The 23,111-nt window shown below is 63.3% G+C and carries 21 protein-coding genes and 2 pseudogenes; 14 read left to right on the top strand and 9 right to left on the bottom strand.

Going from position 1 to position 23,111, the window contains the following annotated elements:
* The first annotated feature begins 1 nt into the window (after nt 1).
* The 6 genes from B047_RS0108020 to B047_RS0108000 all read left to right on the top strand — a co-directional run bounded on the left by B047_RS0108020 (nt 2) and on the right by B047_RS0108000 (nt 6,183).
* Entirely contained in the window at nt 2-793 is a 792-nt protein-coding gene (locus B047_RS0108020; protein WP_018466443.1) for a histidinol-phosphatase HisJ family protein, read from the top strand.
* A 49-nt stretch (nt 794-842) separates the two neighbouring features.
* Entirely contained in the window at nt 843-2,447 is a 1,605-nt protein-coding gene (locus B047_RS0108015) for a DNA polymerase/3'-5' exonuclease PolX (RefSeq protein WP_018466442.1), read from the top strand.
* Nucleotides 2,448-2,522: 75 nt separating this feature from the next.
* Nucleotides 2,523-2,939 carry a hypothetical protein gene (locus B047_RS0108010; RefSeq protein WP_169336595.1) on the top strand — a complete coding sequence of 139 codons (417 nt, stop codon included), beginning with the start codon at nt 2,523-2,525 and terminating at the stop codon, nt 2,937-2,939.
* 11 nt (nt 2,940-2,950) lie between these two features.
* Nucleotides 2,951-3,436 (top strand): type IV pilus modification PilV family protein, encoded by a 486-nt coding sequence (locus B047_RS17590; RefSeq protein WP_084784974.1) that lies wholly within the window; start codon nt 2,951-2,953, stop codon nt 3,434-3,436.
* A gap of 9 nt (nt 3,437-3,445) precedes the next feature.
* Nucleotides 3,446-4,294, top strand: coding sequence for a PulJ/GspJ family protein (locus B047_RS0108005; RefSeq protein WP_018466440.1), 849 nt, complete (start codon nt 3,446-3,448; stop codon nt 4,292-4,294).
* Complete coding sequence (locus tag B047_RS0108000; protein WP_157205848.1) at nt 4,291-6,183, top strand: DUF4900 domain-containing protein; 1,893 nt, start codon at nt 4,291-4,293, stop codon at nt 6,181-6,183. Before B047_RS0108005 ends, B047_RS0108000 begins: the two co-directional genes overlap by 4 nt.
* Nucleotides 6,184-6,380: 197 nt before the next feature.
* Here the strand turns inward: B047_RS0108000 and lpdA are convergent, their stop codons facing one another.
* The 5 genes from lpdA to B047_RS0107975 form a co-directional block, all read right to left on the bottom strand.
* Nucleotides 6,381-7,775, bottom strand: coding sequence for a dihydrolipoyl dehydrogenase (gene lpdA / locus B047_RS0107995; protein ID WP_026234716.1), 1,395 nt, complete (start codon nt 7,773-7,775; stop codon nt 6,381-6,383).
* Nucleotides 7,776-7,824: 49 nt separating this feature from the next.
* Complete coding sequence (locus B047_RS0107990; RefSeq protein ID WP_018466437.1) at nt 7,825-8,016, bottom strand: four helix bundle protein; 192 nt, start codon at nt 8,014-8,016, stop codon at nt 7,825-7,827.
* Nucleotides 8,017-8,047: 31 nt separating this feature from the next.
* Complete coding sequence (locus B047_RS0107985) at nt 8,048-9,469, bottom strand: dihydrolipoamide acetyltransferase family protein (RefSeq protein WP_018466436.1); 1,422 nt, start codon at nt 9,467-9,469, stop codon at nt 8,048-8,050.
* Between the two features lie 16 nt (nt 9,470-9,485).
* Nucleotides 9,486-10,460, bottom strand: coding sequence for an alpha-ketoacid dehydrogenase subunit beta (locus B047_RS0107980; RefSeq protein ID WP_026234715.1), 975 nt, complete (start codon nt 10,458-10,460; stop codon nt 9,486-9,488).
* A 78-nt stretch (nt 10,461-10,538) separates the two neighbouring features.
* Nucleotides 10,539-11,645 (bottom strand): thiamine pyrophosphate-dependent dehydrogenase E1 component subunit alpha, encoded by a 1,107-nt coding sequence (locus B047_RS0107975; RefSeq protein ID WP_018466434.1) that lies wholly within the window; start codon nt 11,643-11,645, stop codon nt 10,539-10,541.
* 291 nt (nt 11,646-11,936) lie between these two features.
* Between B047_RS0107975 and B047_RS0107970 the strand changes: the two genes are divergently transcribed.
* On the top strand, nt 11,937-12,371 hold the full coding sequence (locus tag B047_RS0107970) for a 23S rRNA (pseudouridine(1915)-N(3))-methyltransferase RlmH (protein WP_018466433.1): 435 nt from the start codon (nt 11,937-11,939) through the stop codon (nt 12,369-12,371).
* A 61-nt stretch (nt 12,372-12,432) separates the two neighbouring features.
* Here the strand turns inward: B047_RS0107970 and B047_RS0107965 are convergent, their stop codons facing one another.
* Nucleotides 12,433-13,599 carry an MFS transporter gene (locus tag B047_RS0107965; protein WP_018466432.1) on the bottom strand — a complete coding sequence of 389 codons (1,167 nt, stop codon included), beginning with the start codon at nt 13,597-13,599 and terminating at the stop codon, nt 12,433-12,435.
* A 66-nt stretch (nt 13,600-13,665) separates the two neighbouring features.
* Here B047_RS0107965 and B047_RS0107960 point away from each other — a divergent pair, with 66 nt between their 5' ends.
* Entirely contained in the window at nt 13,666-13,995 is a 330-nt protein-coding gene (locus B047_RS0107960; RefSeq protein WP_018466431.1) for a hypothetical protein, read from the top strand.
* A 51-nt stretch (nt 13,996-14,046) separates the two neighbouring features.
* On the opposite strand, the gene B047_RS0107955 is transcribed toward B047_RS0107960, so the two are convergent.
* On the bottom strand, nt 14,047-14,697 hold the full coding sequence (locus tag B047_RS0107955; RefSeq protein ID WP_018466430.1) for a TapB family protein: 651 nt from the start codon (nt 14,695-14,697) through the stop codon (nt 14,047-14,049).
* 47 nt (nt 14,698-14,744) lie between these two features.
* Nucleotides 14,745-15,638 (bottom strand): DMT family transporter, encoded by an 894-nt coding sequence (locus B047_RS0107950; RefSeq protein ID WP_018466429.1) that lies wholly within the window; start codon nt 15,636-15,638, stop codon nt 14,745-14,747.
* A 101-nt stretch (nt 15,639-15,739) separates the two neighbouring features.
* Between B047_RS0107950 and B047_RS0107945 the strand changes: the two genes are divergently transcribed.
* From B047_RS0107945 to B047_RS0107920, 6 genes and pseudogenes are all read left to right on the top strand, one after another.
* The gene (locus B047_RS0107945) at nt 15,740-16,864 is read left to right on the top strand and encodes an NAD(P) transhydrogenase subunit alpha (RefSeq protein WP_018466428.1); all 1,125 of its coding nucleotides are present in this window, start codon (nt 15,740-15,742) and stop codon (nt 16,862-16,864) included.
* A gap of 47 nt (nt 16,865-16,911) precedes the next feature.
* Nucleotides 16,912-17,205 (top strand): NAD(P) transhydrogenase subunit alpha part 2, encoded by a 294-nt coding sequence (locus tag B047_RS0107940; protein ID WP_026234713.1) that lies wholly within the window; start codon nt 16,912-16,914, stop codon nt 17,203-17,205.
* 25 nt (nt 17,206-17,230) lie between these two features.
* A pseudogene (locus tag B047_RS16525) lies at nt 17,231-18,585 on the top strand (NAD(P)(+) transhydrogenase (Re/Si-specific) subunit beta).
* Between the two features lie 229 nt (nt 18,586-18,814).
* Complete coding sequence (locus B047_RS0107930) at nt 18,815-20,083, top strand: ABC transporter substrate-binding protein (RefSeq protein ID WP_018466426.1); 1,269 nt, start codon at nt 18,815-18,817, stop codon at nt 20,081-20,083.
* 103 nt (nt 20,084-20,186) lie between these two features.
* A complete protein-coding gene (locus B047_RS0107925; RefSeq protein ID WP_026234711.1) occupies nt 20,187-21,065 on the top strand; it encodes a carbohydrate ABC transporter permease in 879 nt (292 codons plus the stop codon).
* Nucleotides 21,058-21,903 carry a carbohydrate ABC transporter permease gene (locus B047_RS0107920; protein ID WP_018466424.1) on the top strand — a complete coding sequence of 282 codons (846 nt, stop codon included), beginning with the start codon at nt 21,058-21,060 and terminating at the stop codon, nt 21,901-21,903. Before B047_RS0107925 ends, B047_RS0107920 begins: the two co-directional genes overlap by 8 nt.
* 289 nt (nt 21,904-22,192) lie before the next feature.
* Here the strand turns inward: B047_RS0107920 and B047_RS18700 are convergent.
* Nucleotides 22,193-23,045, bottom strand: a pseudogene (locus B047_RS18700) (transposase).
* Nucleotides 23,046-23,111: the final 66 nt, after the last annotated feature.

Genomic DNA, 23,111 nt, shown 5'->3' with positions numbered 1-23,111 from the left:
CATGTACGACTCCCACATGCACACCCCGTTGTGCCGTCACGCGGTAGGGCAGCCCCTCGAGTACGTCGAGGCCGCGCGCAGGGCTGGTTTGAAGGGTGTGGTCTTCACCGATCACAGCCCCATGCCTGCTTGGTTCGACGCCGAGGTGCGCATGAGCCTCGAGCAGCTGCCCCTCTACCACGCTACGTTGGAGCGGGCCCGCGAGCAGGCCGGGGATTTTTACGTGGGGATCGGGCTCGAGGCCGACTATCATCCGGGTACCGAGGGCTTCGTGAAGAAGCTGCTTTGTGGCTACGCCTACGACTACGTCATCGGCTCGGTGCACTATATCGGAGCCTGGCCCTTCGACAACCCGGCCTTCGCTGCCGACTTCGACGAGCGCGACCTGCGCGAGGTCTACCGCGAGTACTTCAGGCTGGTCATTCAAGCGGCCCGTTCGGGGCTATACCACAGCATCGGGCACCTCGACTTGCCCAAGAAGTTCGGTCATATCCCTGCCGAGGGCTACCTCGATCTGGCCGAGGAGGCCTTGCAGGTGATCGCGGGCGAAGGGCTGGCGCTGGACGTGAACACGGCAGGTTGGCGCAAGAAGATCGGGGAGCTTTACCCCAGCCCGGCCATCCTCGAGCGGGCCCGTGAGCTGGGCATTCCCGTGGTGCTCGGCTCCGACGCCCACGCTCCTGGGGAGGTCGCTCACCGCTTTGCCGAGGCGCTGTCCGCGCTCAAACACGCCGGGTACACCGAAGCCACCGTCTTCCGTGAGGGCAGGGCGCAGCCGTACGGGCTGGGATAGACCTTATTTAGCCGTCAGCCATCGGCCATCGGCGTATTACGCTATAGCCATGAACCGTAAAGAGCTGGCCGGGATGTTAGAGTACGCCGCCGACTTGATGGAAGTCCTGGGTGAGGGCGAATTTCGGGCCCAGGCCTACCGCCGAGCCGCCCGCAACATCGAAAAGCTCGACGCTGACCTCGAGGCCCTGGCCGCCCAAGGCTTCAAGGGGGTTCCCGGCGTGGGTCCGACGCTGGCTCCCATGCTCACCGAGATCGTGCAGAGCGGGGAGTTTGCCTACATGGCCGAGCTCGAGGCCCAGGTACCGCCGGGGGTGCTGGAGTTTTTCCGGGTGCAGGGCCTGGGCCCCAAACGAATCCGCGCCCTCTGGGAACACGGGGTGGACTCGCTCGAGGAGCTCATCCGCCACGGCGAGGCCGGGCGGCTGCGGGGCATCCCCGGCTTCGGGGCCAAGACCGAGGCCAATTTGGTCCAGGCGGCGCGCTTCGCGCTCGAGGGCCTGCGTCGCGTCCTGTGGGGCGAGGCTGTTGAAGCTGCCGAGCTACTGTTGGCCGACTTCGCCAGTGCGGGCATCCGGGCCGAGGTGGCCGGGAGTTTCCGGCGGGGCCTCGAGACCATCGGCAACCTCGACTTTGTAGTCCTAGCCCAGCCCGAAGCCGTGCAGAATGCCCTCGGGCGCTATATCGAACGCATCGAGGGCTCAGTGCTGCACGGTCAACTGGGTGGTCTGCCCCTCAAAGTTTTCTGCGCTGCACAGCAGAACTACGGTACCGTACTGGTGCGGGCCACGGGCTCACTGGCTTTCCTCGAGGCGCTGGGCGCCCTGCCGGAAGCCCCTACCGAGGCCGAGGTCTTCGAGCGCTTGGGACGCCGGCCGGTCTCGCCCTACTGGCGCGAGCCCGAACACCTGGGCCTGGAGGAGCCCGCCCAGCCCCTGCGCCGGGAGGATCTGCTGGGCCTCATCCACTGCCACTCCACCTACTCCGACGGCACCGCCAGCCTACGGGCCATGGCCGAGGCCGCCATCGCCGAGGGCTACAGCTATATGGTTATCTCCGATCACTCCCAATCGGCCTCCTACGCGGGGGGCCTCGAGCCGCAGCGCGTAAAGGCGCAGTGGACCGAGATCGAAAAGCTCAACGCCGAGCTGGCCCCCTTCCGCATCCTCAAGGGCATCGAGTCCGACATCCTCCCCGACGGCTCCCTCGACTACCCCGACGAGATGCTAGCCGGCTTCGACGTGGTGATCGGCAGTCTACACTCGGGGCTCAACCTGCCCAAAGAAGAACAAACCCGGCGCTTGCTAAGGGCGCTGGATAATCCCTACCTCAAGATTCTCGGGCACCCCACCGGGCGGCTGCTGTTGCGGCGCCGGGGGGCCGAGGCCGACTGGGAGCGGGTGCTCGAGCGCGCCGCCGAGCGGGGCGCGATCATCGAGATCAACTGCAACTATCACCGCTGCGACCTCGACTGGCGCCTGGCCCTGAAGTGGCGCGACCGGCTGCGCTTCTCCCTGGGGACCGATGCCCATGGCCTCGAGGGCCTTTCCAGCATCGCCTATGGCCTGGCCCTCGCGGCCAAGGCTGGGTTGGGTAAAAAGCAGGTGGTCAACGCCTGGACGCCTGAAACTTGGGGTCAAGCGAAAACGACCTAAATCCAATCCCCTGATAGGGGGTAGTTTGTGCTACCTCCACCTAGCTAGGCTAGGGCCATGAGATGGTCTCGAGGGTTGACCCTCATCGAGCTCTTGCTGGTGGTTGCTCTGATTGGGATAGTGCTTGGGATTACTGCGGTATCGGGCCGCAGGATGCTTGCAAACCAGCAGGCTAGAGCGAGCCTTAACTCCATACGGCAGATCGTTTGGCAAGGGGCTACCGCCGCAGCTAGCCGTGGTCAGCGCCTCGATCTGGTTCGCAATGGCCAGCGCCTTCAAGTGCAGACTCAGGAATCCACCCCCAAGGTGATCCGTTTTGTGGATTTAACTAGCAGCTTGAGTGGGCAACTTCCCAGCGGAACCTGGTTTAGCTTCACCCCGCCTGGCAAGGTTATCTTTCCTTCTGGCTTCAGCCAGCCCATCAACGTCACGCTCAACGGGCGTTCTTACGCCCTCAGGTTCTCGCTGATTGGGGAAGTCAACGTGCAGTGAGCGAGGTCGCGATGAATAGACAGGGGTTGACGCTCATCGAAGTCATAGTCGCTCTAGCCGTGCTGGGTATAGCCTTGTCGGCTTTTACACTCCTAATTTTGGGGAATATACGCCAAAACGTCGAATCGGGAGGGCGTACCGAAGCAGCTCAATTGCTGAATTATCTCGGGCGGCGTTTGGTAGAGGCCGACAGCGAAGTAATGCCGGACAGCACTTCCACTTATAGGGAGTGGAACTATGGAACGCTCAGAACCAGTTTTCCTGACTTGACCCATGAAGGGCGTTTCGCTAACCCCAACCTCTATCGGGCGAGGATTGATAACGAAGGCACGCCTACTTGGGCGGTGAGCGGTGGCCTCAACCTTAGCAACCTGCGGGCTTATCGCATCCAGGTGTGCTGGCGTGGTGCGCAGGGGGAGTCATGCGTGGAGGCTCGAACCGTTGGGGCTGCTCCCGTAGCGGGCGGGGCGGCAGCACCTCTGCCCGGCATCAACTAGGAGAAGGGTATGCGCAGAGCTAGAGGCTTTACCCTTATCGAAATTCTGGTTGCCCTGGCCGTGCTGATCACACTGACGGCGATCGCCTACAACGGCTTGATCCAGTCACTTCAGACGCAGAGCGATCAAGAAGCTGTGACCAGCGCTCAGGCAAAGTTGCGCAGAGTGATGGAGGTGATCACCCAGGATCTGCGCAGCGCGATCTTCGGCGGGATCATTAACCAGCCCTACACACCCACCGCTCAAGCCGTTTCCATCGGCCTTATCGACGGCGGGGCTGGGTACCCGGTCGTCAACAAGCAGGACTACTATGCCGATATTTTGTCTTCTGCCACGACGACCTCTGCACTGGGGATCAGCGCCAGCGATCAGCTGTTGATGGTCAACGGGGCCCAGTCCATCGTGTTGCCCGTCTCTGGTGTGGCCCAGAATGGGCAGCCCAGTCAGTGGAGGCTATCTCACGCCGCTTGCCGCAATCCGCTGGCTTTTGCCCCTACCGGTACTCTGGTTTTTCGGATTCGAGCCATGGGGATTCGCTACGATCCCAGCCAGAATATCCTGTACACCCGCGAGGGTGGCACGGAACAGCCTATGGCCTTTGGCATCACCAATTTCCGCATCGACTATGTCTACTCGAGCTCGAGCGGCGCCCTGAGGACCTGGAATTTTTCCAGTGGCGCCTTCCCGGGTATGACTTTTACCGATGCGGGCACGACCTATGCTCTCCAGCGCCTGCAGGTGGTGATGGAGACGCGGGAGAACTCTCGGGGGCGTGCCATCACCAGAACGTATACCGGCCAGGTGGAGCTCCTCAACAACGGCACCTACACTATAGGGACGGTGGTCTCATGCTCATGAGAAAGTCGGACGGCATCGCTTTGGTCGTCACCCTCGTTTCGATCCTGGTTATTGGTGGCGTTTCAGCCCTGATGTTCAGCCGAATGCTCGACGAGATGCGCCACAGCCGGGACAACACCGCGGTCATTCAGACCCTGATGCTCGCACGGGGTGGGGCCAACGTGGCTGGAGCTTTGCTTACGGGCCCTGTAAAGGACCGCTTGCAGCAGGTGGTAAACGCGACCTCGAGCAGCACCAATCGCTGGAGCTACGGGGGGAACGGCAGTGGAAGCCAACCTGATCCCGCTACCGTGGCGAGCGATTTAGCGGTTGTCGCGGGTCAGCTGCAAACTCAAGTTGACGCTCTGATATGCGGCCTCAATCCGGCGCCCGCAAGCTCGGGAGCTACTGTGCAGGTGCGGGTGTACTTCACCGGTACGGCCTGTGGAGTGGGGTTGCCTGCTGGAGTTCAGCTGCCCTCTGGCCGCTTCGTGGATGGGGCTCCAAGGGGTGGCACCGGCGACAACACCCTTCAGCAGTACTCTCTGCCCTTTGTGATGGTTTCCGAAGCTACCCAGGGTATTTACAAGCGCAACGTTGTACTGCAAGGGGAATATCGTTTTCCTATTGGGCGTAGTAGCTTCGCCCGCTATGCGCTGTTTACCAACGTCCATGCTGCCCGTGGTGGTGGGGATGTCTGGTTTACGGACCGGACCCTTTTCGACGGTCCTGTACACACCAACCAGTACTTCCGCTTTTACCGCAACCCCTGGTTCGGGGGCGAGGTGACCAGTGCTGGATGTGCCTCTCCGGGAGTGTCGAGCTGTAGCGGGAGCGTCACCCCCGGGGCGAGTTTCATGTCTGCCGATGGCAGCCGTCAAACCTTTATCGCCGAAAGCTCAATGTCCCCCAACGCCTCTGCCCCAACCTATCGGGGAACCCAGCCTGCATTCACCGACGGTGTGAGCTGGAGAACGAGCTTTATTCGGTTGCCGGACAACAATGATCGTCAACGTGACGCCGCCAATGATCGGGGGCTGTACTTCACAAGCAATCTCTACTCGCTCGATCTCTATGCAGCCGACGACAACGGCAACCCCCTGACCCGCGACCTCTCAGGGCGGTGGCAGCCTGCGGCCACCTATCAGTACATCAAGGCCTGCACCAGCTCGAGCAGTTGCACGGAGTACCGCTACGCGGACGGCCCCAGCAAGGTCCTGTACCGCAAGAGCGGCAGCAGTTGGGTGGCGGTGCAGAGCAACTTCAACGGGGTCATCTACGTCGACGGGAACATCAATCGGTTGCGTGGGCCTAGCCGGGTACCTGCGATCAGCGTCGATTCCAACGATGCTCCCCCCGCCGTGGCACGCTTCGCGGAGATCACCGTGGCGGCCCGAGGCGATATCCGCATCACGCGTGATCTCAAGTACGAGAGTCCGCCATGCAGCTCGAGCCCCACTCGCAATCTGGATGGAAGCGTGACCCGCGCCACCTGTGATAACTTGGGAGCTAACAACATCCTTGGGATTTACGCTCAAGGCACCTCTTCCGATCCGGGTGACGTGCTGATCGGCGGGGGCAATATCTCGGACGGCTTACGTGCTCCTCAAAACATCGCGATACATGGGGTTCTCATGAGCTCTAGGGGCGTTGTTGGAGTTGAGAACTACGATAGCCTTCCACCCTCCGGCGATGTGCAACTGCTGGGCGGGATTATCGAGTACTACTACGGGGCTTTTGGCACCTTCAACCCATCAACCGGGGTTTTTGTTACCGGCTATGGGCGCAAATTCACCTACGACCAGCGCATGTTAAGTGGCAAGGCACCGCCCTACTTTCCCACCACTGAACTCGATGAAGTGGGTACGCCTCGAGTCATCAGCTTCGGGCAGCGCGAGCAGGTCTACTGATACCAGATTCGGTTAGTTCGTCACCGAAAGGTGACGCCGCCCCGCCCTGGCGGGGCGGTCAACCGAAGGGAGTGCTCTGGGATTCAAAAAGATAGCCTCTGGGTTTTGGTTTTGAAGAGTATCTTTTTGAATCCGGTATGACCCACGCACGCGAAGAGTGTCCCGGCCCCTCTGGGGCCGGGACACCGGTTTTCGGCTCAGCGGTTGGCGATGTGGATGGCTTGCTTGTGCAGGTGCTCTGCCGCCTCCATGATCCCCTCGGAGAGGGTGGGGTGGGCGTGGACGGTGAGGGCAACGTCGGTGACAGTAGCACCCATCTCCAGCGCCAGCGCCGCCTCGGCGATCATGTCGGAGGCGTTGGGGCCGAGGATGTGCACGCCTAAGAGCAAGTCGGTCTCGGCGTCGCCGACGAGCTTGATCAGGCCGTCGGTGGCGTCCAGGGTCATGGCGCGGCCCGAGGCGGAGAGGGGGAACTTGCCCACCTTGACCTTGTAGCCGGCCTTGGCGGCTTCCTCCTCGGTCAGGCCCACGGCGGCCCACTCGGGGGAGGTGTAGACGACGTTGGGGATCTGGTAGTCCATCACCGCATTGCCTCCGGCGGCGTTCTCAGCGGCGACGAGGCCCTCCTTCATGGCCTTGTGGGCCAGCAGGGGCGGGCGGGTCACGTCGCCGATGGCGTAGATGCCGGGCACATTGGTCTCCATCTTCTCGTTAGTGGGGATGTAGCCGCGCTCGTCCACCTTGACGCCGATGGCCTCGAGCCCCAGCCCCTTGCCGCGCGGGCGGCGCCCGGTGGCCACCAGGATCTTATCTACCACGATCTCTTCCTGCTTCCCCGACTTTACGTCCTCGAGCGTCACGTGCAGGCCGTCTTTCTTGCGCTCGACCTTTACGCCTTTGGTGTTGGTCTTGATGGCGATGCCCTGCTTGGTGAGCACCTTGGCGAGGAGGCCCGCGGTCTCGGGGTCGGCGGCGGGCAGGATCTGGCCCATGAACTCGATCACCGTGACCTCGGCCCCCATGCGCTTATACACCTGGGCGAACTCGAGGCCGATCGCCCCGCCCCCGATGCACAGCAGGCGCTTGGGGAACTTGTCCTCCACCCGCAGCGCGCCCGTGGAGTCGATGATGTCTTTTTGATCCACCTCGAAGCCGGGCAGGGTGTTGGGCTCGGAGCCGGTGGCGATGATGAAGGTCTTGCCCTCGATGCGCTCCCCGCCGACCTCGATGGTCTTGGAACCTACGAACTTGGCGAAACCGGTCTTGAGCTCGACCTTATTGCCCTTGAACAGCTGCGAGACCCCGCCGGTGAGCCGCTTGACGATGCCGTCGCGCCAGCCTCCCAGCTTCTTGAGGTCGATCTTGGCGTCTTTGACCTCGAGTCCGAAGTTCGAGCCATGCTTGATGCTCTCGAGTTCCTCAGCCGCGTGCAGTAGGGCCTTGGTGGGGATGCACCCCACGTTGAGGCAGACCCCGCCCACGTACTCGGCCTCCACGGCCAGCACTTTCTTGCCCAATTGCGCCGCCCGGATCGCCGCGTGGTAGCCGCCGGGGCCTGTGCCGATAACGATCACATCGTAGACAGTTGACATAGCGCCTCCATTATCATTGGTCGTGCGTCGTGCGTCTAATGTCCTGTGCTTAGGCGCTATCGAGTGCTCCTGCCAGCGCGTTGAGCTTACCCTTGATCCGGCTGGCCTTGGCCAGGAAGCCGAACTGCTCGGCTCGAAGGAAGCTCTGGCTCAGCCGGTAGACCTCAGCGATGAATTCCAGGCTAAGCTCATAGACCTCGAGGTCTTCGAAGCCGAAATAGCTTGGATATGGTTCGGTCATGTGGACTAGGCGTACGACGTAGAACGTAAGACTAAATCGCCTCGAGCAACAGCAGATCAGGCTTCTGCAACAGCCGGATGACCTCCTTGCAGAACATCGCGGCCTCGGCCCCGTCCACCAGGCGGTGGTCGAAGGAGAGGGAGAGGTACATCATGTGCCGCACCTTGATCTCGTCGTTCTCCAGCACCACCGGGCGCTTCTGGATGGAGTGCACGCCCAGGATGGCGGCGTCGGGCACGTTGATGATGGGGAAGCTGAAGAGCGCACCGATGGAGCCGATGTTGGTGACGGAGAAGGTCGAGCCGCTCATGTCCTCGGGGGCGAGCTTGCCGCCCCTGGCCTTCTCGGCCAACTCGTTGACCTCGGCGGCGAGCTCGAGCACGCTCTTGCGGTCGACGTCTTTGAGCACCGGCACCACCAACCCGGCGTCGGTGGCGACGGCCATGCCGATGTTGTAGTACTTCTTGAGGACGATCTCCTGGCGGGCCTCGTCCATCGAGGAGTTGAGGCTGGGGAACTTCTTGAGCGCGCGGGCGATGGCCTTGAAGATGAAGGGCAGGTAGGAGAGTTTGACGCCCTGGCGCTCGGCCTCGGCCTTCAGGCGCGCGCGCAGCTCGACGAGCTCGGTCAGGTCGGCCTCGTCGACGCTGAGGGTACGCACGGTGTAGAGGTGGGAAGCCACCATCTGGTTGGCGATGGCCCGGCGCAGGCCGCGCAGGGGGAGGCGCTCCTCGAGCCCCTCGTAGCCCTTGGGCGACTTGTACTGCACGGGAGCAGGGAATCCCGCAGGGGCAGGGGCTTGCACAGGTGCCGGGGCGGTGGGCTGAGGCGCGGCAGGCGCAGGGCTCTCGACCTTCGACTCGGCATAGCGTTTCACGTCCTCCACCCGCACCCTTCCATTGGGGCCGGAGCCGGAAATCTGCGCGATGTCCAGGCCAAGATCCCTGGCCAGCTTCCGGGCGGCGGGCACCGCGATGACCCGCCCGTGCTTGCTGACCCCGGCCTTGGGGGCCTCAGCCACCACAGCCTTAGCCTGAATACCACCGGCGAAAGGGTTCTTGACCTGCTCCTGCTTGGTGTCGGGCTTGAACAAGGAGAGGCTTGCCCCGTCGTCCTCCTGGACGTTGCCAGGTTCGACGATGGAGCGCTCCTCGGCGGCCTGGAGGCTGGGTGCGGGTGCTTGAGCCTTATCGCTGATGGTCTGGGCGACCTCGCCGGGCTCGGCGATGGTGGCGATGGGGGCGTGAACCTTCACCACGTCGCCCTCCTTGACCAGCTTCTTGATCAGCACGCCCTCATAGGGACTGGGTAATTCGACCGTCACCTTATCGGTCATGACTTCCACAAAGGGCTGATCCTTCTTCAACAGATCGCCCTCGTTTACGAGCCACTTGAGGATTTCTCCCTCGACAACAGACTCCGCCAGCTCGGGCAGAACGATCTCTCTGGGCATATCGGCTCCTTATCGGCTAGTAGTCTAGCACCCGCTTGGCCGCGTTCAGGATGCGGGTCACGGTAGGCATGTAAAGCTTGTCCTGGGCGTAAGGGTAGGGAGTGTCAAAGCCGCTGACGCGCACGGGAGGAGCCAGCAACTGATCGAACAGTTCCTCCGAGATGGTCGCGGTCACTTCCGAGGCCACGCTGGCCATGCGGGGGGCTTCGGAGATCATGAGCACTCGTCCGGTCCTGGCGACCGAGTTCAACACGGTCTCCTTGTCCCACGGGAGCACGGAGCGCAGGTCGATGACCTCGGCCTGGATACCGGCAGCCGCCATCTCCTCGGCGGCCTTGAGGGTTTCGACCATGCTGCTGCCGTAAGAGATCAGAGTAATGTCCCCTCCTTCCCTGCGGATGGCCGCCTTGCCGATGGGGATGAGGTAATCGTCCTCGGGCACTTCTTCCTTGAGGGCGCGGTAGAGGCGTTTGGGTTCCATGAAGACCACCGGGTCATCGTCGCGCACGGCGCTCTTGAGGAGGCCCTTGCTGTCGTAGGGGGTGGAGACCACCACCACCTTCAGCCCGCCGGTGTGGGCGAAGTGGGCTTCGGGGCTCTGAGAATGATGGTGCCCTCCCTTGACCCCGCCTCCGGTGGGCATGCGCACCACCATAGGGGCAGTGAATTGTCCGCCTGAGCGGTAGCGCAGCTTGGCGGCCTGTGAGACGAGTTGGTCAAAGCCAGGGAAAACGTAGTCGGCAAACTGGATCTCGGCTACCGGGCGCATGCCGTGGGCGGCCATGCCCACCGCCGCGCCGATGATGGCGGCCTCGGAGAGGGGGGTGTCGATCACCCGCTCGGGGCCGTACTTCTGCTGTAAGCCCTCGGTGGCCAAGAACACGCCTCCGCGCTTGCCCACGTCTTCGCCAAACACCACTACCTGGTCGTCACGGGCCATCTCTTCGTCCAGGGCCTTGTTGATGGCCTGGATCAGGGTCATCGTTGCCATTGATTCCTCCTGGTCGTTAGCTCTTATGTCATACGCCCTGCGCAAGCTGAGCGTATGACGTGCGACATAGGGCACGCTTCAGCGCAGTTCGTCGAGTACCAGCTTGCGCTGCTCTTCCAGGTGCCAGGGGCGACGGGAGAGCACGTCGTCGAACATCCACTCGGCGGGGGCTTCGCCCGCGGCTTCGGCTTCCTGCAAGGCGGCCTCGAGGTCGTGGGCGATCTGGGTGCGCAGCTTGTTCTCGGCGGCGCTGTCCCACAACCCGCGCTGCTCGAGGAACTTGCGGAAGCGCACGAGGGGGTCGCGCTTGCGGGCGGCGTCTACCTCGGATTTGGGTCGGTAGCGGGTGTCGTCGTCGGCGGAGGAGTGGGGACCGTAGCGGTAGACCTCGAGTTCCACCAGCGCCGCGCCCGCGCCTGAGCGCGAACGCTCGATCACGTGGTGCATGACGTAGTAGCTCGCCAGCACGTCCAGCCCGTCCACGCGGTAGCCCGGGATGCCGTAGGCGTGGGCCTTGTCGGCGATGGTGTGGGCGGAGGTCTGGTGGGCGTAATCGACGCTGATGGCGTAGCGGTTGTTCTCGCACACGAACACGGCGGGGGCGTTCTGTACGGCGGCGAAGTTGATGCCCGCGTGCCAGTCGCCCTCGCTGGTAGCCCCATCGCCGAAGGTGCACACCGCCACCTGGTTGCTGCGGCGCAGCTTCATGCTGATGGCGGCCCCTGCCGCTGGGGGAATGTGCGAGGCAATGGCCGAACAGACCGTGAAAATGTTGAGCTTTTTGGAACCGGGGTGCGAGGGCATCTGCCGTCCCTTGGCGGGGTCGGCGGCGTTGCCCAGCATCTGCCCGAAGATTTCTACCATTGGGACGCCCATCGCCACCATCAGCCCCATGTCGCGGTAATAGGGGAACAGCCAGTCGTGGCCGCGTTGCATGGCGTGGGCGATGCCCACGTGAGCGGCTTCGTGCCCGGCATGGGGGGCGATGAAGCTGGTTTTACCTGTGCGGATGAGGATGACGAACTTCTCGTCGAGCATCCGGGCGGTCACCATGTCGCGGTAGAAGCCCTTGAGGGTGGCCTCGTCGAGGTCGAGCTCAAACGGTGCGATCCATTCCCCCTCGGGCGATAGCAGCCGGATGGGCTCGAGGCTAAAGGGTTCAAAAGCGGTTTTGTCCTTGATCATGCCGAACCTCCTGACCTGGCGCAGGCACTGGCCCGCCAGGCGTCATGGCTCTGGGTAAGAGCCACGTCCAGCAGAGCACCCTGCCCCTTTGTAAGGGACTCAGGCGCCGACAACGAAGAACCCCGGCTGGGATACGCCGGGGCCGAGGCCGGGGAAAGGCCGACAATGACGAGCTTTAGCGCTGTGGGCATCCCCATCGTTCACCTCTAGGTTCTTCGATTATAGCGAGGGCGGTGACGGAGGATAGCTCGAGTTGGAACATTCGAGGCCCAAAGGCGTTAGATTGGGCCTGTGCGCATTCGGGTATGCGTGGTGGGCAGGCCCAGGCTCGAGTACGCCCGGTTGGGGCTCGAGGAGTACGCCAGTCGTCTGCGCAGGAGCCGGAAATTCGAGCTGATCTACGTGCGCGAGGGCACCCAGGCCCAGGAGGGCCAGCGGCTGCTCGAGGCCAGCGAGGGTTTCGTGCGGGTGGTTCTGGACGAGCGCGGCCAGTTGGTGAACACCCTCACCCTGCACAAGAAGCTCAGCGACTGGGAAATGGCGGGGGAAAAAGTGGCCTTTCTGATCGGTGGGGCGGAGGGGCACACGGAGCAAACCCGCTCTCGAGCCCACTGGCTGTTTTCACTCTCCCCGCTGACCCTGCAGCACGAACTGGCCCTGGTGGTCCTGCTCGAGCAGCTTTATCGCGTGGAGAGCCTCAAGCGTGGGGAGCCGTATCACCGGTGAATGCGAATTGGGGGATTATCTTTATTGAATCCGGTATGAAAGCTGACCGCTGAGGGCCTCCTTAGCTTCCCGTCTTGAGCATTGGGGCGTACAGCAGCACCGCCGATACCAGCAGCGCGAACCAGATCGCCAGGGCCAGGGGGTAGCCGCTGGCCTGGACCACCACGCCCATGCCCAGTTGCAGCAGGAAGACCCCGATGAAGCCCATGAAGTTGACGGCTGTGGTGGCTCGCCCGGTGAGTTCGGGGGGGAAGATCAGCCGGGCCTGGGCCAAGGAGAGGATGTTGAAGCTGCCACAGAAGCCGATCAGGACGTAGATGCCGTAGAGGAAGCCCTCGGGCATGCCGTTCCAGAAGGCCAACGTTCCTACGGCCAGCGTGAGCACGATGCCTGCGCTCAGGTATACCCTTGGCAGGCCCAGGCGGTCGGCCAGGAGACCGCAGGCCAGGAAGCCGAGGATAGCCGCGAGCGAAAACGCGAAGAGGTAGTTGCCGACCTCGAGGCTTTCCATACCCCGCACCCGGTAGAGGTAGGCCCCGCCCCACAGCGTCTGCCAGGCCAGGAAGCCCCCGCCCAGCACGAAGTTCAGCCAGGCGATGCGCCAGAAAGCCGGACTGCGCCAGATGGTGGCCAGGCTGTCCCCGGCGCTCGAGCGCGGCAGAGGCACCCCGGGTGGGGTGTTGCGCACCAGGGTGACCACCAGGGCTGCTACCCCTACGATGACCAAGGCTCCCCAGCTGAACACCCCCCGCCAGCCCAGCGCCTCCTTCAGCAGCGCCAGCGGCGTAGCTGCCGCAATGGCCCCCAATCCGCCCAGCGCCACGTATACGCTGCTGACGCTGGCGTAGCGCTGGGGCGGGAACCACAGCGAGAAAGCCTTGAGTGCGGCCATGAGCCCTCCCGCGAACCCTACGCCCAGCAGCGCCCGCCCCAGCGAGAGCACCTCGAAGCTCTGCGCGTTGGCGAAGATCAGAGCACCGGCGGCTCCCACCAGCATCAAAGCCGGGTGCACGAAGCGTGGCCCATAGCGGTCGAGCAGTGAGCCCAGGGGCAGGTTGATCAGGGCGAAGGCGAGGTAGAAGAGGCTGGTCATCAAGCCGAGCTGGGCAGGGGAGAGGCCCAGATCACGCTGGAGATCGGCAGAGATCACCGCGTTGGCCGAGCGGAAGAAGTAGGAGAGGAAATAGGCCAGCAGCAGCACCACGAAGACGCGCAAGGCAGTGGGCATGACGCGATCATCCTACCGCCTGGGGCGCTGTTTTGGGCTTCGGCCTCGAGGCCGTAGGCTAATCCCATGCGCCCGACCCTGAGTTCCACCCTCTGGCTCGAGCTGCTCGGCGGCCTCCTGATCGTCCTGGGCGCCCTGGTGGCTTGGGCTGCCCTCTTCATCGCCAACCACCCGCCCGACCCCGCCCTCAGCCAGAACCTCCTGCGCATCCGCATCGACCTCGGCGGCTTCGTGGAAGGGGTGGCCTCGAGGCTCTCCGTCGTCGGGGCCGTGATGGCTGGAAGCGGGGCCGTGCTCTTCTTCGGCGCCCACCTGCTCATCCGCGCTTTCCGCGCCGTCCTCGGCCTGGCCACGGCCTTCGCCCTAGGCGTGTGGCTGTGGATCCGTCTGACGTGAGGAAAGGCCCATGGCTGGTGGCGAAAGGAACACCTTGCGTTTGGCTATCGGCTACTTCTTCAGCGACACCAACTCCATCGTAATTCCCGCCATCACCGACTTCACCATGCCCACCCCCTCGGCGTACCAGGTGGTCCCGGCGAGACTCTGGGCGGGCATGGGCTGGTTCTGGCCGCCGACGTTCATGACCATCTCGGTCTTGGTGGTGGTCTCGACCTTGAAGGCCTGGAAGGTGCCCGCCGGCACCTTGACGGCTTCGCGGGCCGTGATCTTGGCGTCGGTGCTGGACTTGCCGGTTATGGTCATCTTCTGGCCGCCGCTGTCGAAGCTGCCTTTGAGGCCGTAGCTGTAGCTCCAGGCCAGGCCCACGCGGAATTGGGAGGGGATCGCCACTCCCTTGGCGTTGGTGGTCTCGAGCTTGAAGCTTTGCTTCTGGCCGAAGGAGCCCTGGTCGAGCGATATCAGCCCCGTGGCGTCGCAGCGCCAGCGCAGGTCGAAGGAGCCTTCTTTGGTGGTGTAGCGCAGGGTGAAGCCCTGGTCGCTGACGTTGGTGACGGTGAGGCTGTAGGTTTCGTTGACCTGGCCGCTCTGCTTGTAGGTCCAGGTCCAGCCCTCGCGCACGGGGTAATAGGGGTGGTCGCACTTGGCCCAGCCGAGGCCGAAGGCGGTAATGCTCAGCAGGAGTGTGGCCCAATGCTTCATGTCGGTCCCTCCAAGCCCTACACTACCGCGCGGCTGTTACTCGAGCGTTAAGAACGGTTGCCCAGCACCGCCAGCACCACCCCCCCTAGCATCACCACCGCCCCCGCCAGCACCTGCGGGCCGGGCAATTCGCCGAACAGCGCGAAGGCCAGCAGGCTTGCGCCGATGGGCTCGAGCAGGATCACCAGCGTCACGATGACCGGGTTGATCCACTTCACCGCCCAGTTGAAGCTGGTGTGCCCGATGAGCTGAGGGATCAGGGCCATCAGCACAACCCACAGGTAAAAGGCGGGGGAGTAGCCGCTAAAGCGGGCCTGGAACAGGGGTGGCAGCAGCAACAGGACCACCGCCGCCGTGCTGTAGGCCACTGCCGCGTAAAGCCCGATGCCGAAGCCTCGCCGCTGGGCCTCGCGCCCCAGCAGGAAGTAACAGGAGGCCGCCAACGCGCCCAGCAGGGCCAGTAGGTTACCCAGCGCCGGGTTGCTGCCGGGGTTGGAGCTGCCGCCCAGGGCGATGACCACGCCCCCGGCGAAGGCCACGGCAATGCCCATCAGGGTGAGGGCCGAGGGGCGTTGTCCTAGCCACAGCCAGGCCAAGAGGGCTACCCAGATGGGGTTGGTGTTGACCAAGGTGGTGCTCACCGCGATGGAGGTGAGGGAGATCGAGGTGATCCAGGTGGCGAAGTGTACGGCCAGGAAGATCCCGGCCAAGACGGCGTAGACCCAGGCTCCAGCCTCGAGCCTCACCCTGCGCAAGGCCTGCCAGGCCGGAAGCAGCAGCAGCGAAGCCACCGTCAGCCGTAGGGCGCTGATGACCAAGCTCAGCCCTGGGCTTTCAAAGCCGGCGGCTGCGGTGGCCAGCCGTACCAGAACCGAACCGAAGGAGATCGCCAGCACACCAGCGCTGAGGACGAGGACGATGATGGGGTTGCTGGGTCGCACGGGCTGATTGTATTACCCTCAGAGGGTTTGCCACGATGGGCGCGAGTTGAGGGGCGTTTGTCCTGACTTCAACCAGGTGAAAGCCTGGGTATACTCAGCATATGGTGCAGATTGCGGTGCCGAAGGAATCTGCCCCTGGCGAGCGCCGGGTGGCCCTCACCCCGGAGGTGGTGGGCCGCTTGGTCAAGGAGGGGTGTGCGGTGCGCCTGGAGGCTGGTGCGGGGGCATCGGCTTTCTTCTCGGACGAGGCCTACCGGCAGGCCGGTGCCCAGGTCGTGGGGGCAGAGGAGGTGCTCGAGGGGGCCCAGATCGTGCTCACGGTGGGGCCGCTCGAGGCCGCGGCGCTGCCCCGCGTTTCCCACGAAGCCATCCTCATCGGCTTCCAGTATCCCCACCGCGATCCCAAACGGGTGGAAGCCCTGGCCGACTGGGGCATCAGCACGCTGGCGATGGAGCTCATCCCCCGCATCACCCGCGCCCAGAGCATGGACGCGCTCTCCTCGCAGGCGACGGTCGCAGGTTACCGGGCGACTTTGATTGCGGCGCAACTGTCGAGCCGCTTCTTCCCCATGCTCACCACCGCCGCCGGGACCATCCGCCCTGCCAGGGTGCTGGTGATGGGCGTGGGGGTGGCTGGGCTTCAGGCCATCGCCACGGCTAAGCGTCTGGGGGCCAACGTCTGGGCCTACGACGTGCGCAAAGCGGCTGCCGAGCAGGCTTTGAGCCTGGGAGCCAAGGTGATCGAGCTGCCCATCAGCGCCGAAGGCGAAGGGGGCTACGCCCGCGAGCTGACCGAGGAAGAGCAGGCCATTCAGCAAGGAGCGCTGGCTCAGCAGGTGGGGCAGATGGACGTGGTGATCACCACCGCTCAAATTCCCGGTCGCAGGGCCCCCATGTTGGTGAGCGCCGAGATGGTGGGTCGCATGGCTCCCGGCTCGGTCATCGTGGACGTAGCAGCGGAGTCGGGCGGCAACTGCGAGCTCACCCGGCCTGGGGAGACCCTCGAGGTCGGAGGCGTGCGCATCGCCGGGCCGCTCAACCTTCCCAGCGAGTTACCCATTCACGCCAGCGAGATGTACGCCAAGAACCTCTACAACCTGTGCAGACTGCTCATCAAAAACGCCGAGCTGGCCCCCGACTGGTCCGATGAAATCCTGGCCGGGGCGCTGCTCACCCATCGGCACGAGATCACCCACGAGCCAACCCGGAGCCTGGTCGGAGCGTGAGTGAGCGCGAAGGACGCCCTGCTGCAACGTCCCTTGGAGGTCTGAGCGTGGATAGTACCTGGGCAGCTTTATACATCTTCCTGTTGGCCGCCTTCACCGGTTATGAAGTCATCAGCCGGGTTCCGGTGATCCTGCACACGCCCTTGATGTCGGGTTCTAACTTCATTCACGGGGTCGTGTTGGTAGGGGCGATGGTGGTGCTGGGTCACGCCGATACTACCCTCGAGCGCGCCATCGGCTTCATCGGGGTGGTGCTGGGTGCGGCCAACGCCGCCGGAGGATACGCCGTCACCGAGCGGATGCTCGAGATGTTTGAAAGGAAGCCGAAGGGAGGTCAGTAGCCCATCGTCGATGGCCTATCGTTCAATGGATACCTTCGTTCAACTCGTCTATTTTCTGACCGCGTTGGTCTTTATCCTTGGCCTCAGGCGCATGTCGGCTCCCGGCACGGCCCGCAGCGGCATCGTGTGGGCGGGTTTCGCGATGGCGGCGGCGACGCTGGTTACTTTCCTGACCCCCGATATGCAGAACTTCGGCCTGATGCTCGCGGCTATCGTGCTGGGCGCGGTCGTGGCCTGGGTCGCGGCCAAGCGGGTCGCTATGACCGATATGCCCCAGATGGTGGCCGTCTACAACGGCATGGGGGGCGGGGCAGCGGGCTCAATTGCCGCGGTCGAGCTGTTGCGCGGAGAGTTCGAGAGCACCGGTCTGATGGCACTGGCGGTGCTGGGGGCGCTCATCGGGGCGCTTTCCTTCGCTGGTAGCCTCATGGCCTTCGCCAAGCTACAGGGGCTCGTCTCGAGCCGACCGCTGGTCTTCCCGTTCCAGCGCCCCCTCAACCTGGCTGTGCTGCTGGTCGCGGTCGGGGTGGGGGTCTGGCTGTTGCGCGATGACGCAGCGCTCTTCATCCTGCTCTTTTTCCTCGCGGCGCTCACCTTTGGCGTGTTGGTGACCTTGCCCATCGGGGGAGGCGACATGCCGGTGGTGATTTCCTTGTTCAACGCCCTTACTGGTCTGGCGGTGGGCTTCGAGGGCTTTGCCATCGGTAATGCGGCCCTGATCGTGGCCGGGACGGTGGTGGGCGCGGCGGGGACGCTGCTCACCGTGCTCATGGCTAGGGCCATGAATCGCTCCATTGCCAGCGTGGTGCTGGGGGGCTTCGGAGTCGAGCAAGCCGATGGGGAGGTAAAGGGTAGCCTCAAACCCATCGAGGTGGACGATGCCGCGGTGCTGTTGGGTTATGCCTCCAAGGTGATCTTCGTGCCGGGGTACGGCATGGCGGTGGCCCAGGCCCAGCACAAGCTGCGCGAGCTGTCGGATTTGCTCGAATCCAAGGGGTCGAGGTCAAGTACGCCATCCATCCGGTAGCCGGGCGCATGCCCGGCCACATGAACGTGCTGCTGGCCGAAGCCGGGGTGGCCTACGAGAAGCTGTATGACCTCGAGGAGATCAACCCCGAGTTTCCCACCGCCGATGTGGCGGTGGTGATCGGGGCCAACGACGTGGTCAACCCGGCGGCCCACCGTCAGGGCTCGCCGCTCTACGGCATGCCCATCCTCGATGTGGACAAGGCCCAGAATGCCATCGTGATCAAGCGCGGTCAGGGCAAGGGTTTTGCCGGTGTCGAAAACGAGCTCTTCTATGCCGAGAACACCCGCATGCTCTATGGCGACGCCCAGAACGTGTTGGGCAAACTGGTGCAGGCCTTGAAGAGGCTGTAGCCGGGCTGCTATGTCCTAGCAAAGCCCCTTCTGTAGGGGCGGGCACAGGGTCCGCCCCTTTCCCCTACTTGACACAAATGCGCTGCGAGCGGTAATGTGCATCCCGGAAGCAATTCCAACAGCTTTTAGCACGCTAAACGGATACCAAAAGCGAATTTGTCCGGTTGAGCGAGTGCCGTTTTCGTGCCCCTGACTGTTGGAAGCGATTCCGCAAGTAAGGAGGAGCGCAATGAAGCTGAGCAAGTGGCTGATTGTAGCCCTATCGCTGACGGTAGGTGCTGCTTCCCTGGCGCAGGGAGTGACCATTCGTGTGGCGGGTGATTCCACTGCGGTGGGCGAGGGTGGCCGCTGGATGAAGGCCAAGGCCGAGGAGTGGGCCAAGAAAACGGGTAACAAGGTCGAGTACATCGATTCCCCCGCCGATACCAACGACCGCCTGGCACTGTACCAGCAATACTGGGCTGCCAAGAGCCCCGACGTCGACGTGTACATGATCGACGTGATCTGGCCCGGCATCGTCGCCCCCCACGCTGCCGACCTCAAGCAGTTCTTCACGGCTCAGGAGCTGTCGCAGTTCTTCCCCCGTATCGTCGAGAACAACACCATCAAGGGTAAACTCACCTCGATCCCCTTCTTCACCGACGCTGGGCTGCTGTACTACCGCACTGACTTGTTGCAGAAGTACGGCTACTCCAAGCCTCCGGCGACCTGGGCCGAGCTCGAGGCCATGGCCACCAAGATCCAGGCCGGTGAGCGCGCCAACAACAAGGACTTCTGGGGCTTTGTGTTCCAGGGCAAGAGCTACGAGGGCCTGACCTGCGACGCGCTCGAGTGGATCTACTCCTTCGGCGGCGGCTTGGTGGTCGAACCCGACGGAAAGATCTCCATCAACAACGCCAACGCCCGCGCTGCTTTGACCACCGTGCGCGGCTGGATCGGCAAGATCGCCCCTCCCGGCGTGACCAGCTACGCTGAGGAAGAAGCCCGCAACGCCTTCCAAAACGGCAACGCTGCTTTCATGCGCAACTGGCCCTACGCCTACGCGCTGGCTCAGGAAGCCAACAGCCCTGTCAAGGGCAAGGTCGGCGTGACCGTGTTGCCCAAGGGTCCCGGTGCCAGCGGTAAGAACGCCGCCACCCTGGGCGGCTGGCAGCTCATGGTCGCGGCTTACTCCAAGAACCAGAAGGTCGCCGCCGACCTGGTGCGCTACCTCACCAGCGTCGAGGTGCAGAAGGACAACGCCGTCAACCTCTCCCGTCTACCCACTCGTCCGGCGCTGTACAACGACAAGGACGTGCTGGCGAAGAACCCCTGGTTCAAGGATTTGCTGCCGGTGTTCCAGAACGCCGTGGGTCGCCCTTCGGGCGTGGCCGGAGCCAAGTACAACCAGGTCTCCGAAGCTTTCTGGACCGGCGTGCACGAGGCCATCAGCGGTCAGAAGACCGCCGACGTGGCCCTGCGGGAAATCGAAGCAAAGCTGCAACGCATCCTGCGCTGAGCTTCAGGGCACGGGGGCTGGGATTTCCAGCCCCCGGCTTTTTAGCTATGCTTTGGATCGAGCAACATGGGATTTTCACTTCGCGGATAAAGGCAGGTGAACGATGCTAACTGTCCGTCAAACCCGCTTGGCCTGGCTGCTGGTGCTTCCAACCTTGCTGGTGGTGGTCCTGGTAGCGGGTTATCCCTTGGCCCAGGTGTTTTACTACTCCTTTTTCAAGGCCGATATCGCTTTTGTCGAGCGGCCCGAGTTCGTGGGCTTTGAAAACTACCTCTTCCTGCTGCGGGACCCCGATTTTCGCGTTGCTTTCTGGAACACCCTGAAGTTCACCTTCTGGTCGGTGAGCCTCGAGACCATTCTGGGTCTGGCCATCGCCCTCATCGTGCACTCCAACTTCAAGGGGCGGGGTCTGGTGCGCACCGCCATCCTCATCCCCTGGGCCATTCCCACGGTGGTCTCGGCCAAGATGTGGCAGTGGATGCTCAACGATATCTATGGCGTCATCAACGTCATCGGGACCAAGCTGGGCATCCTGAGCAGTAAGGTGGCCTTCCTGGCCAACCCGAACCTGGTGCTGCCTGCGATCATCGCGGTGGACGTGTGGAAGACCACTCCCTTTATGGCTTTGCTGCTTTTGGCCGGGCTGCAACTCATCCCCTCCGACATCTATGAAGCCGCCGACATCGACGGGGCGAGCAAGTGGCAGCAGTTCTGGACCCTTACCCTGCCCCTCCTGACCCCGGCTTTGGTGGTGGCCCTGATCTTCCGCACCCTCGACGCGCTGCGGGTCTTCGACGTGATCTTCGTGATGACGGGCGTCAACACGGCCACCAAGAGCCTGGCGGTCTACAACCGACAAACCCTCATCGACTTCCAGGATTTGGGCTATGGATCGGCTATATCGGTGGCGATCCTGGTGATCATCATGATTTTCGTGGTGCTGTACATGCGCTTCGTGGGGGGGGTGGGGCGTCATGACTAAAGGGCCCTGGCTCATCGTCCGGCGCCTTCTGTTCTATGCGCTGGTGGTCTTCGTGGTGGTCTACAGCGTCTTCCCCTTCTACTGGGCGGTGATCTCGAGCTTCAAACCCAGCGACGCGCTCTTCAGCTCCAACCCCAGCTTCCTGCCCATCCCCTTCACGCTCTCACAGTACGAGAACGTCTTCAGCGGCGCGGCCTTCGGGCGCAACCTGATCAACTCGCTCATCGTGGCGGGCTTTGCTACCCTGATCTCGCTGGTGCTGGGCGTGCTCTCGGCCTACGCATTGGGCCGCCTGCGCTTCCCGCCTAAGAACGCGGTGCTCTACATCGTGCTGGCCATGACCATGTTCCCGCAGGTTTCGGTGCTTTCGGGCATGTTCGTGTTGCTGCGCCAGCTGGGCCTGTTCAACACCTATGGCGGCCTGATCTTCTCCTACTTGCTCTTCACGCTGCCCTTCACCATCTGGGTGCTGACGGGCTATTTCCGGGGGTTGCCACGGGAGCTCGAGGAGGCCGCCTACGTCGATGGGGCCACCCCCATGCAGACCTTGCTGCGGGTGATGCTGCCCCTCACCGGCCCCGGCCTGGTCACCACCGGCCTGCTGGCCTTCATCCAGGCCTGGAACGAGTACCTCTTCGCCCTGACCTTCACCATCGGCAACGAAGTCAAGACGGTGCCGGTTGCCATTGCCTCCTTTGGCGGGGCCACGCCCTTCGAGATCCCCTGGGGCTCGATCATGGCGGCTTCGGTCGTCGTGACGGTGCCGCTGGTAATCATGGTGCTGGTGTTCCAGCAGCGCATCGTGGCAGGGCTTACGGCGGGGGCGGTGAAGGGGTAGGTTGTTGGGGGTCGATACCCGATAGCTGAACGCTGAACGCTCTCTCTCTACCCCCCCTTGGCAAGGGGGGCCGGGGGGATACTCCCTCCCCGCGGGCGGGGAGGGCGGGGGAGGGGTTTCCTTCACCACGCGCCACGAGCCTCCCGCTGACGGCTGATGACTGATACCAGATTCGGTCAGTTCGTTCCCGAATGGGGACGAACTGACCCGACCGAAGGGATGCGCTTGCTTCGCCGACCGTCAGGGAGGGGTGTGCTCTAGGATTCAAAAAGATAACCCAAGTTGCTACCTAAGCGATTTTCTCCGCGATAAGACGGATGTCGTGCGCCAGGACGAAAGCAAGCACCTTCAAGACAAACCCCTCCTGCGTCACGGCATGAATCCGCCGGGGGAAAAGACCGTGCAACATGCTCCCCACCGTCTCCACCACCCGCCGCCCTAGGATGGCTAGGTACTGGGACCACGGCACATACCGCCTGCTCCTCCGCTTGCGAATGGGCATCACCTCCACCCCCAACGCCTCCCGCATCACGTCCTCCCACACGTAGCTCTCATACCCCCGGTCCATGTACAGCGCCTTCCCCTCCTCCACCTCCAGGGGCAGAAGGAAGAGCGAGCCCAAGTCGTGCACGCCCCCGGGAGTAAGGGCCACCTCGTGCACGAAGAGGCCATCGTCCACCAAAAGGTGCAGCTTGAAGCCGTGGAAGTAAACCCCCGAAAGACCCGCTCCGGGGCCAGCTTGCACCTTGGGGCCCGGATGTTCTCGCAGAGGGGAAGGGGGGACGATCCCCTGTCGGGACGGCATAGCCGTACACCAGGGGGAAGGTATCCAGAGCGTACCCCTGGGCTTGGTGCAAATGCTTCCAGAGGTGGGAGAGGAGGGGTAGGAGGGCCAGGAGGTGGGGTTTGAGGGCGTGGACCCTGCGGTTGAAACGGCTTGGGGAGGGGAGGTGGGAGAAGAGGGCAAAGTCTTGGGCGAAGGTCAGGGCCCTTCGGTGGTTGCCGCCGAAGTGGAGGGCGGAGAGGATGGCGAGGGTGAGGATGGTGCTGGAGGGGGTTTTGGTCTGAGGGTCGTCTTTGTGGCCCAGGAGGGGGAGGAGGTCGTCTATAATGCAGAAGGCCGCTATGGTTTCGCGAAGCATAGCGGCCTACATTTTTGCATCCCGGCGAAGGAAGTAGGTGGCAACTTGGGTAAAGATAGCCTCTGA

The organism is Calidithermus timidus DSM 17022 (assembly GCF_000373205.1).
GTDB lineage: Bacteria > Deinococcota > Deinococci > Deinococcales > Thermaceae > Calidithermus > Calidithermus timidus.
The sequence above is the reverse complement of the archived record's forward strand: the minus strand, read 5'-3'. Positions and strand labels throughout refer to the sequence as shown.

What these genes read in the sequence shown, in the direction of transcription:
- B047_RS0108020 (WP_018466443.1), top strand. Translation starts at nt 2, where the DNA reads ATGTACGACTCCCACATGCACACCCCGTTGTGCCGTCACGCGGTAGGG.
- B047_RS0108015 (WP_018466442.1), top strand. Translation starts at nt 843, where the DNA reads ATGAACCGTAAAGAGCTGGCCGGGATGTTAGAGTACGCCGCCGACTTG.
- B047_RS17590 (WP_084784974.1), top strand. Translation starts at nt 2,951, where the DNA reads ATGAATAGACAGGGGTTGACGCTCATCGAAGTCATAGTCGCTCTAGCC.
- B047_RS0108005 (WP_018466440.1), top strand. Translation starts at nt 3,446, where the DNA reads ATGCGCAGAGCTAGAGGCTTTACCCTTATCGAAATTCTGGTTGCCCTG.
- B047_RS0108000 (WP_157205848.1), top strand. Translation starts at nt 4,291, where the DNA reads ATGAGAAAGTCGGACGGCATCGCTTTGGTCGTCACCCTCGTTTCGATC.
- lpdA (WP_026234716.1), bottom strand. Translation starts at nt 7,775, where the DNA reads ATGTCAACTGTCTACGATGTGATCGTTATCGGCACAGGCCCCGGCGGC.
- B047_RS0107990 (WP_018466437.1), bottom strand. Translation starts at nt 8,016, where the DNA reads ATGACCGAACCATATCCAAGCTATTTCGGCTTCGAAGACCTCGAGGTC.
- B047_RS0107985 (WP_018466436.1), bottom strand. Translation starts at nt 9,469, where the DNA reads ATGCCCAGAGAGATCGTTCTGCCCGAGCTGGCGGAGTCTGTTGTCGAG.
- B047_RS0107980 (WP_026234715.1), bottom strand. Translation starts at nt 10,460, where the DNA reads ATGGCAACGATGACCCTGATCCAGGCCATCAACAAGGCCCTGGACGAA.
- B047_RS0107975 (WP_018466434.1), bottom strand. Translation starts at nt 11,645, where the DNA reads ATGATCAAGGACAAAACCGCTTTTGAACCCTTTAGCCTCGAGCCCATC.
- B047_RS0107965 (WP_018466432.1), bottom strand. Translation starts at nt 13,599, where the DNA reads ATGCCCACTGCCTTGCGCGTCTTCGTGGTGCTGCTGCTGGCCTATTTC.
- B047_RS0107960 (WP_018466431.1), top strand. Translation starts at nt 13,666, where the DNA reads ATGCGCCCGACCCTGAGTTCCACCCTCTGGCTCGAGCTGCTCGGCGGC.
- B047_RS0107955 (WP_018466430.1), bottom strand. Translation starts at nt 14,697, where the DNA reads ATGAAGCATTGGGCCACACTCCTGCTGAGCATTACCGCCTTCGGCCTC.
- B047_RS0107945 (WP_018466428.1), top strand. Translation starts at nt 15,740, where the DNA reads ATGGTGCAGATTGCGGTGCCGAAGGAATCTGCCCCTGGCGAGCGCCGG.
- B047_RS0107930 (WP_018466426.1), top strand. Translation starts at nt 18,815, where the DNA reads ATGAAGCTGAGCAAGTGGCTGATTGTAGCCCTATCGCTGACGGTAGGT.
- B047_RS0107925 (WP_026234711.1), top strand. Translation starts at nt 20,187, where the DNA reads ATGCTAACTGTCCGTCAAACCCGCTTGGCCTGGCTGCTGGTGCTTCCA.
- B047_RS0107920 (WP_018466424.1), top strand. Translation starts at nt 21,058, where the DNA reads ATGACTAAAGGGCCCTGGCTCATCGTCCGGCGCCTTCTGTTCTATGCG.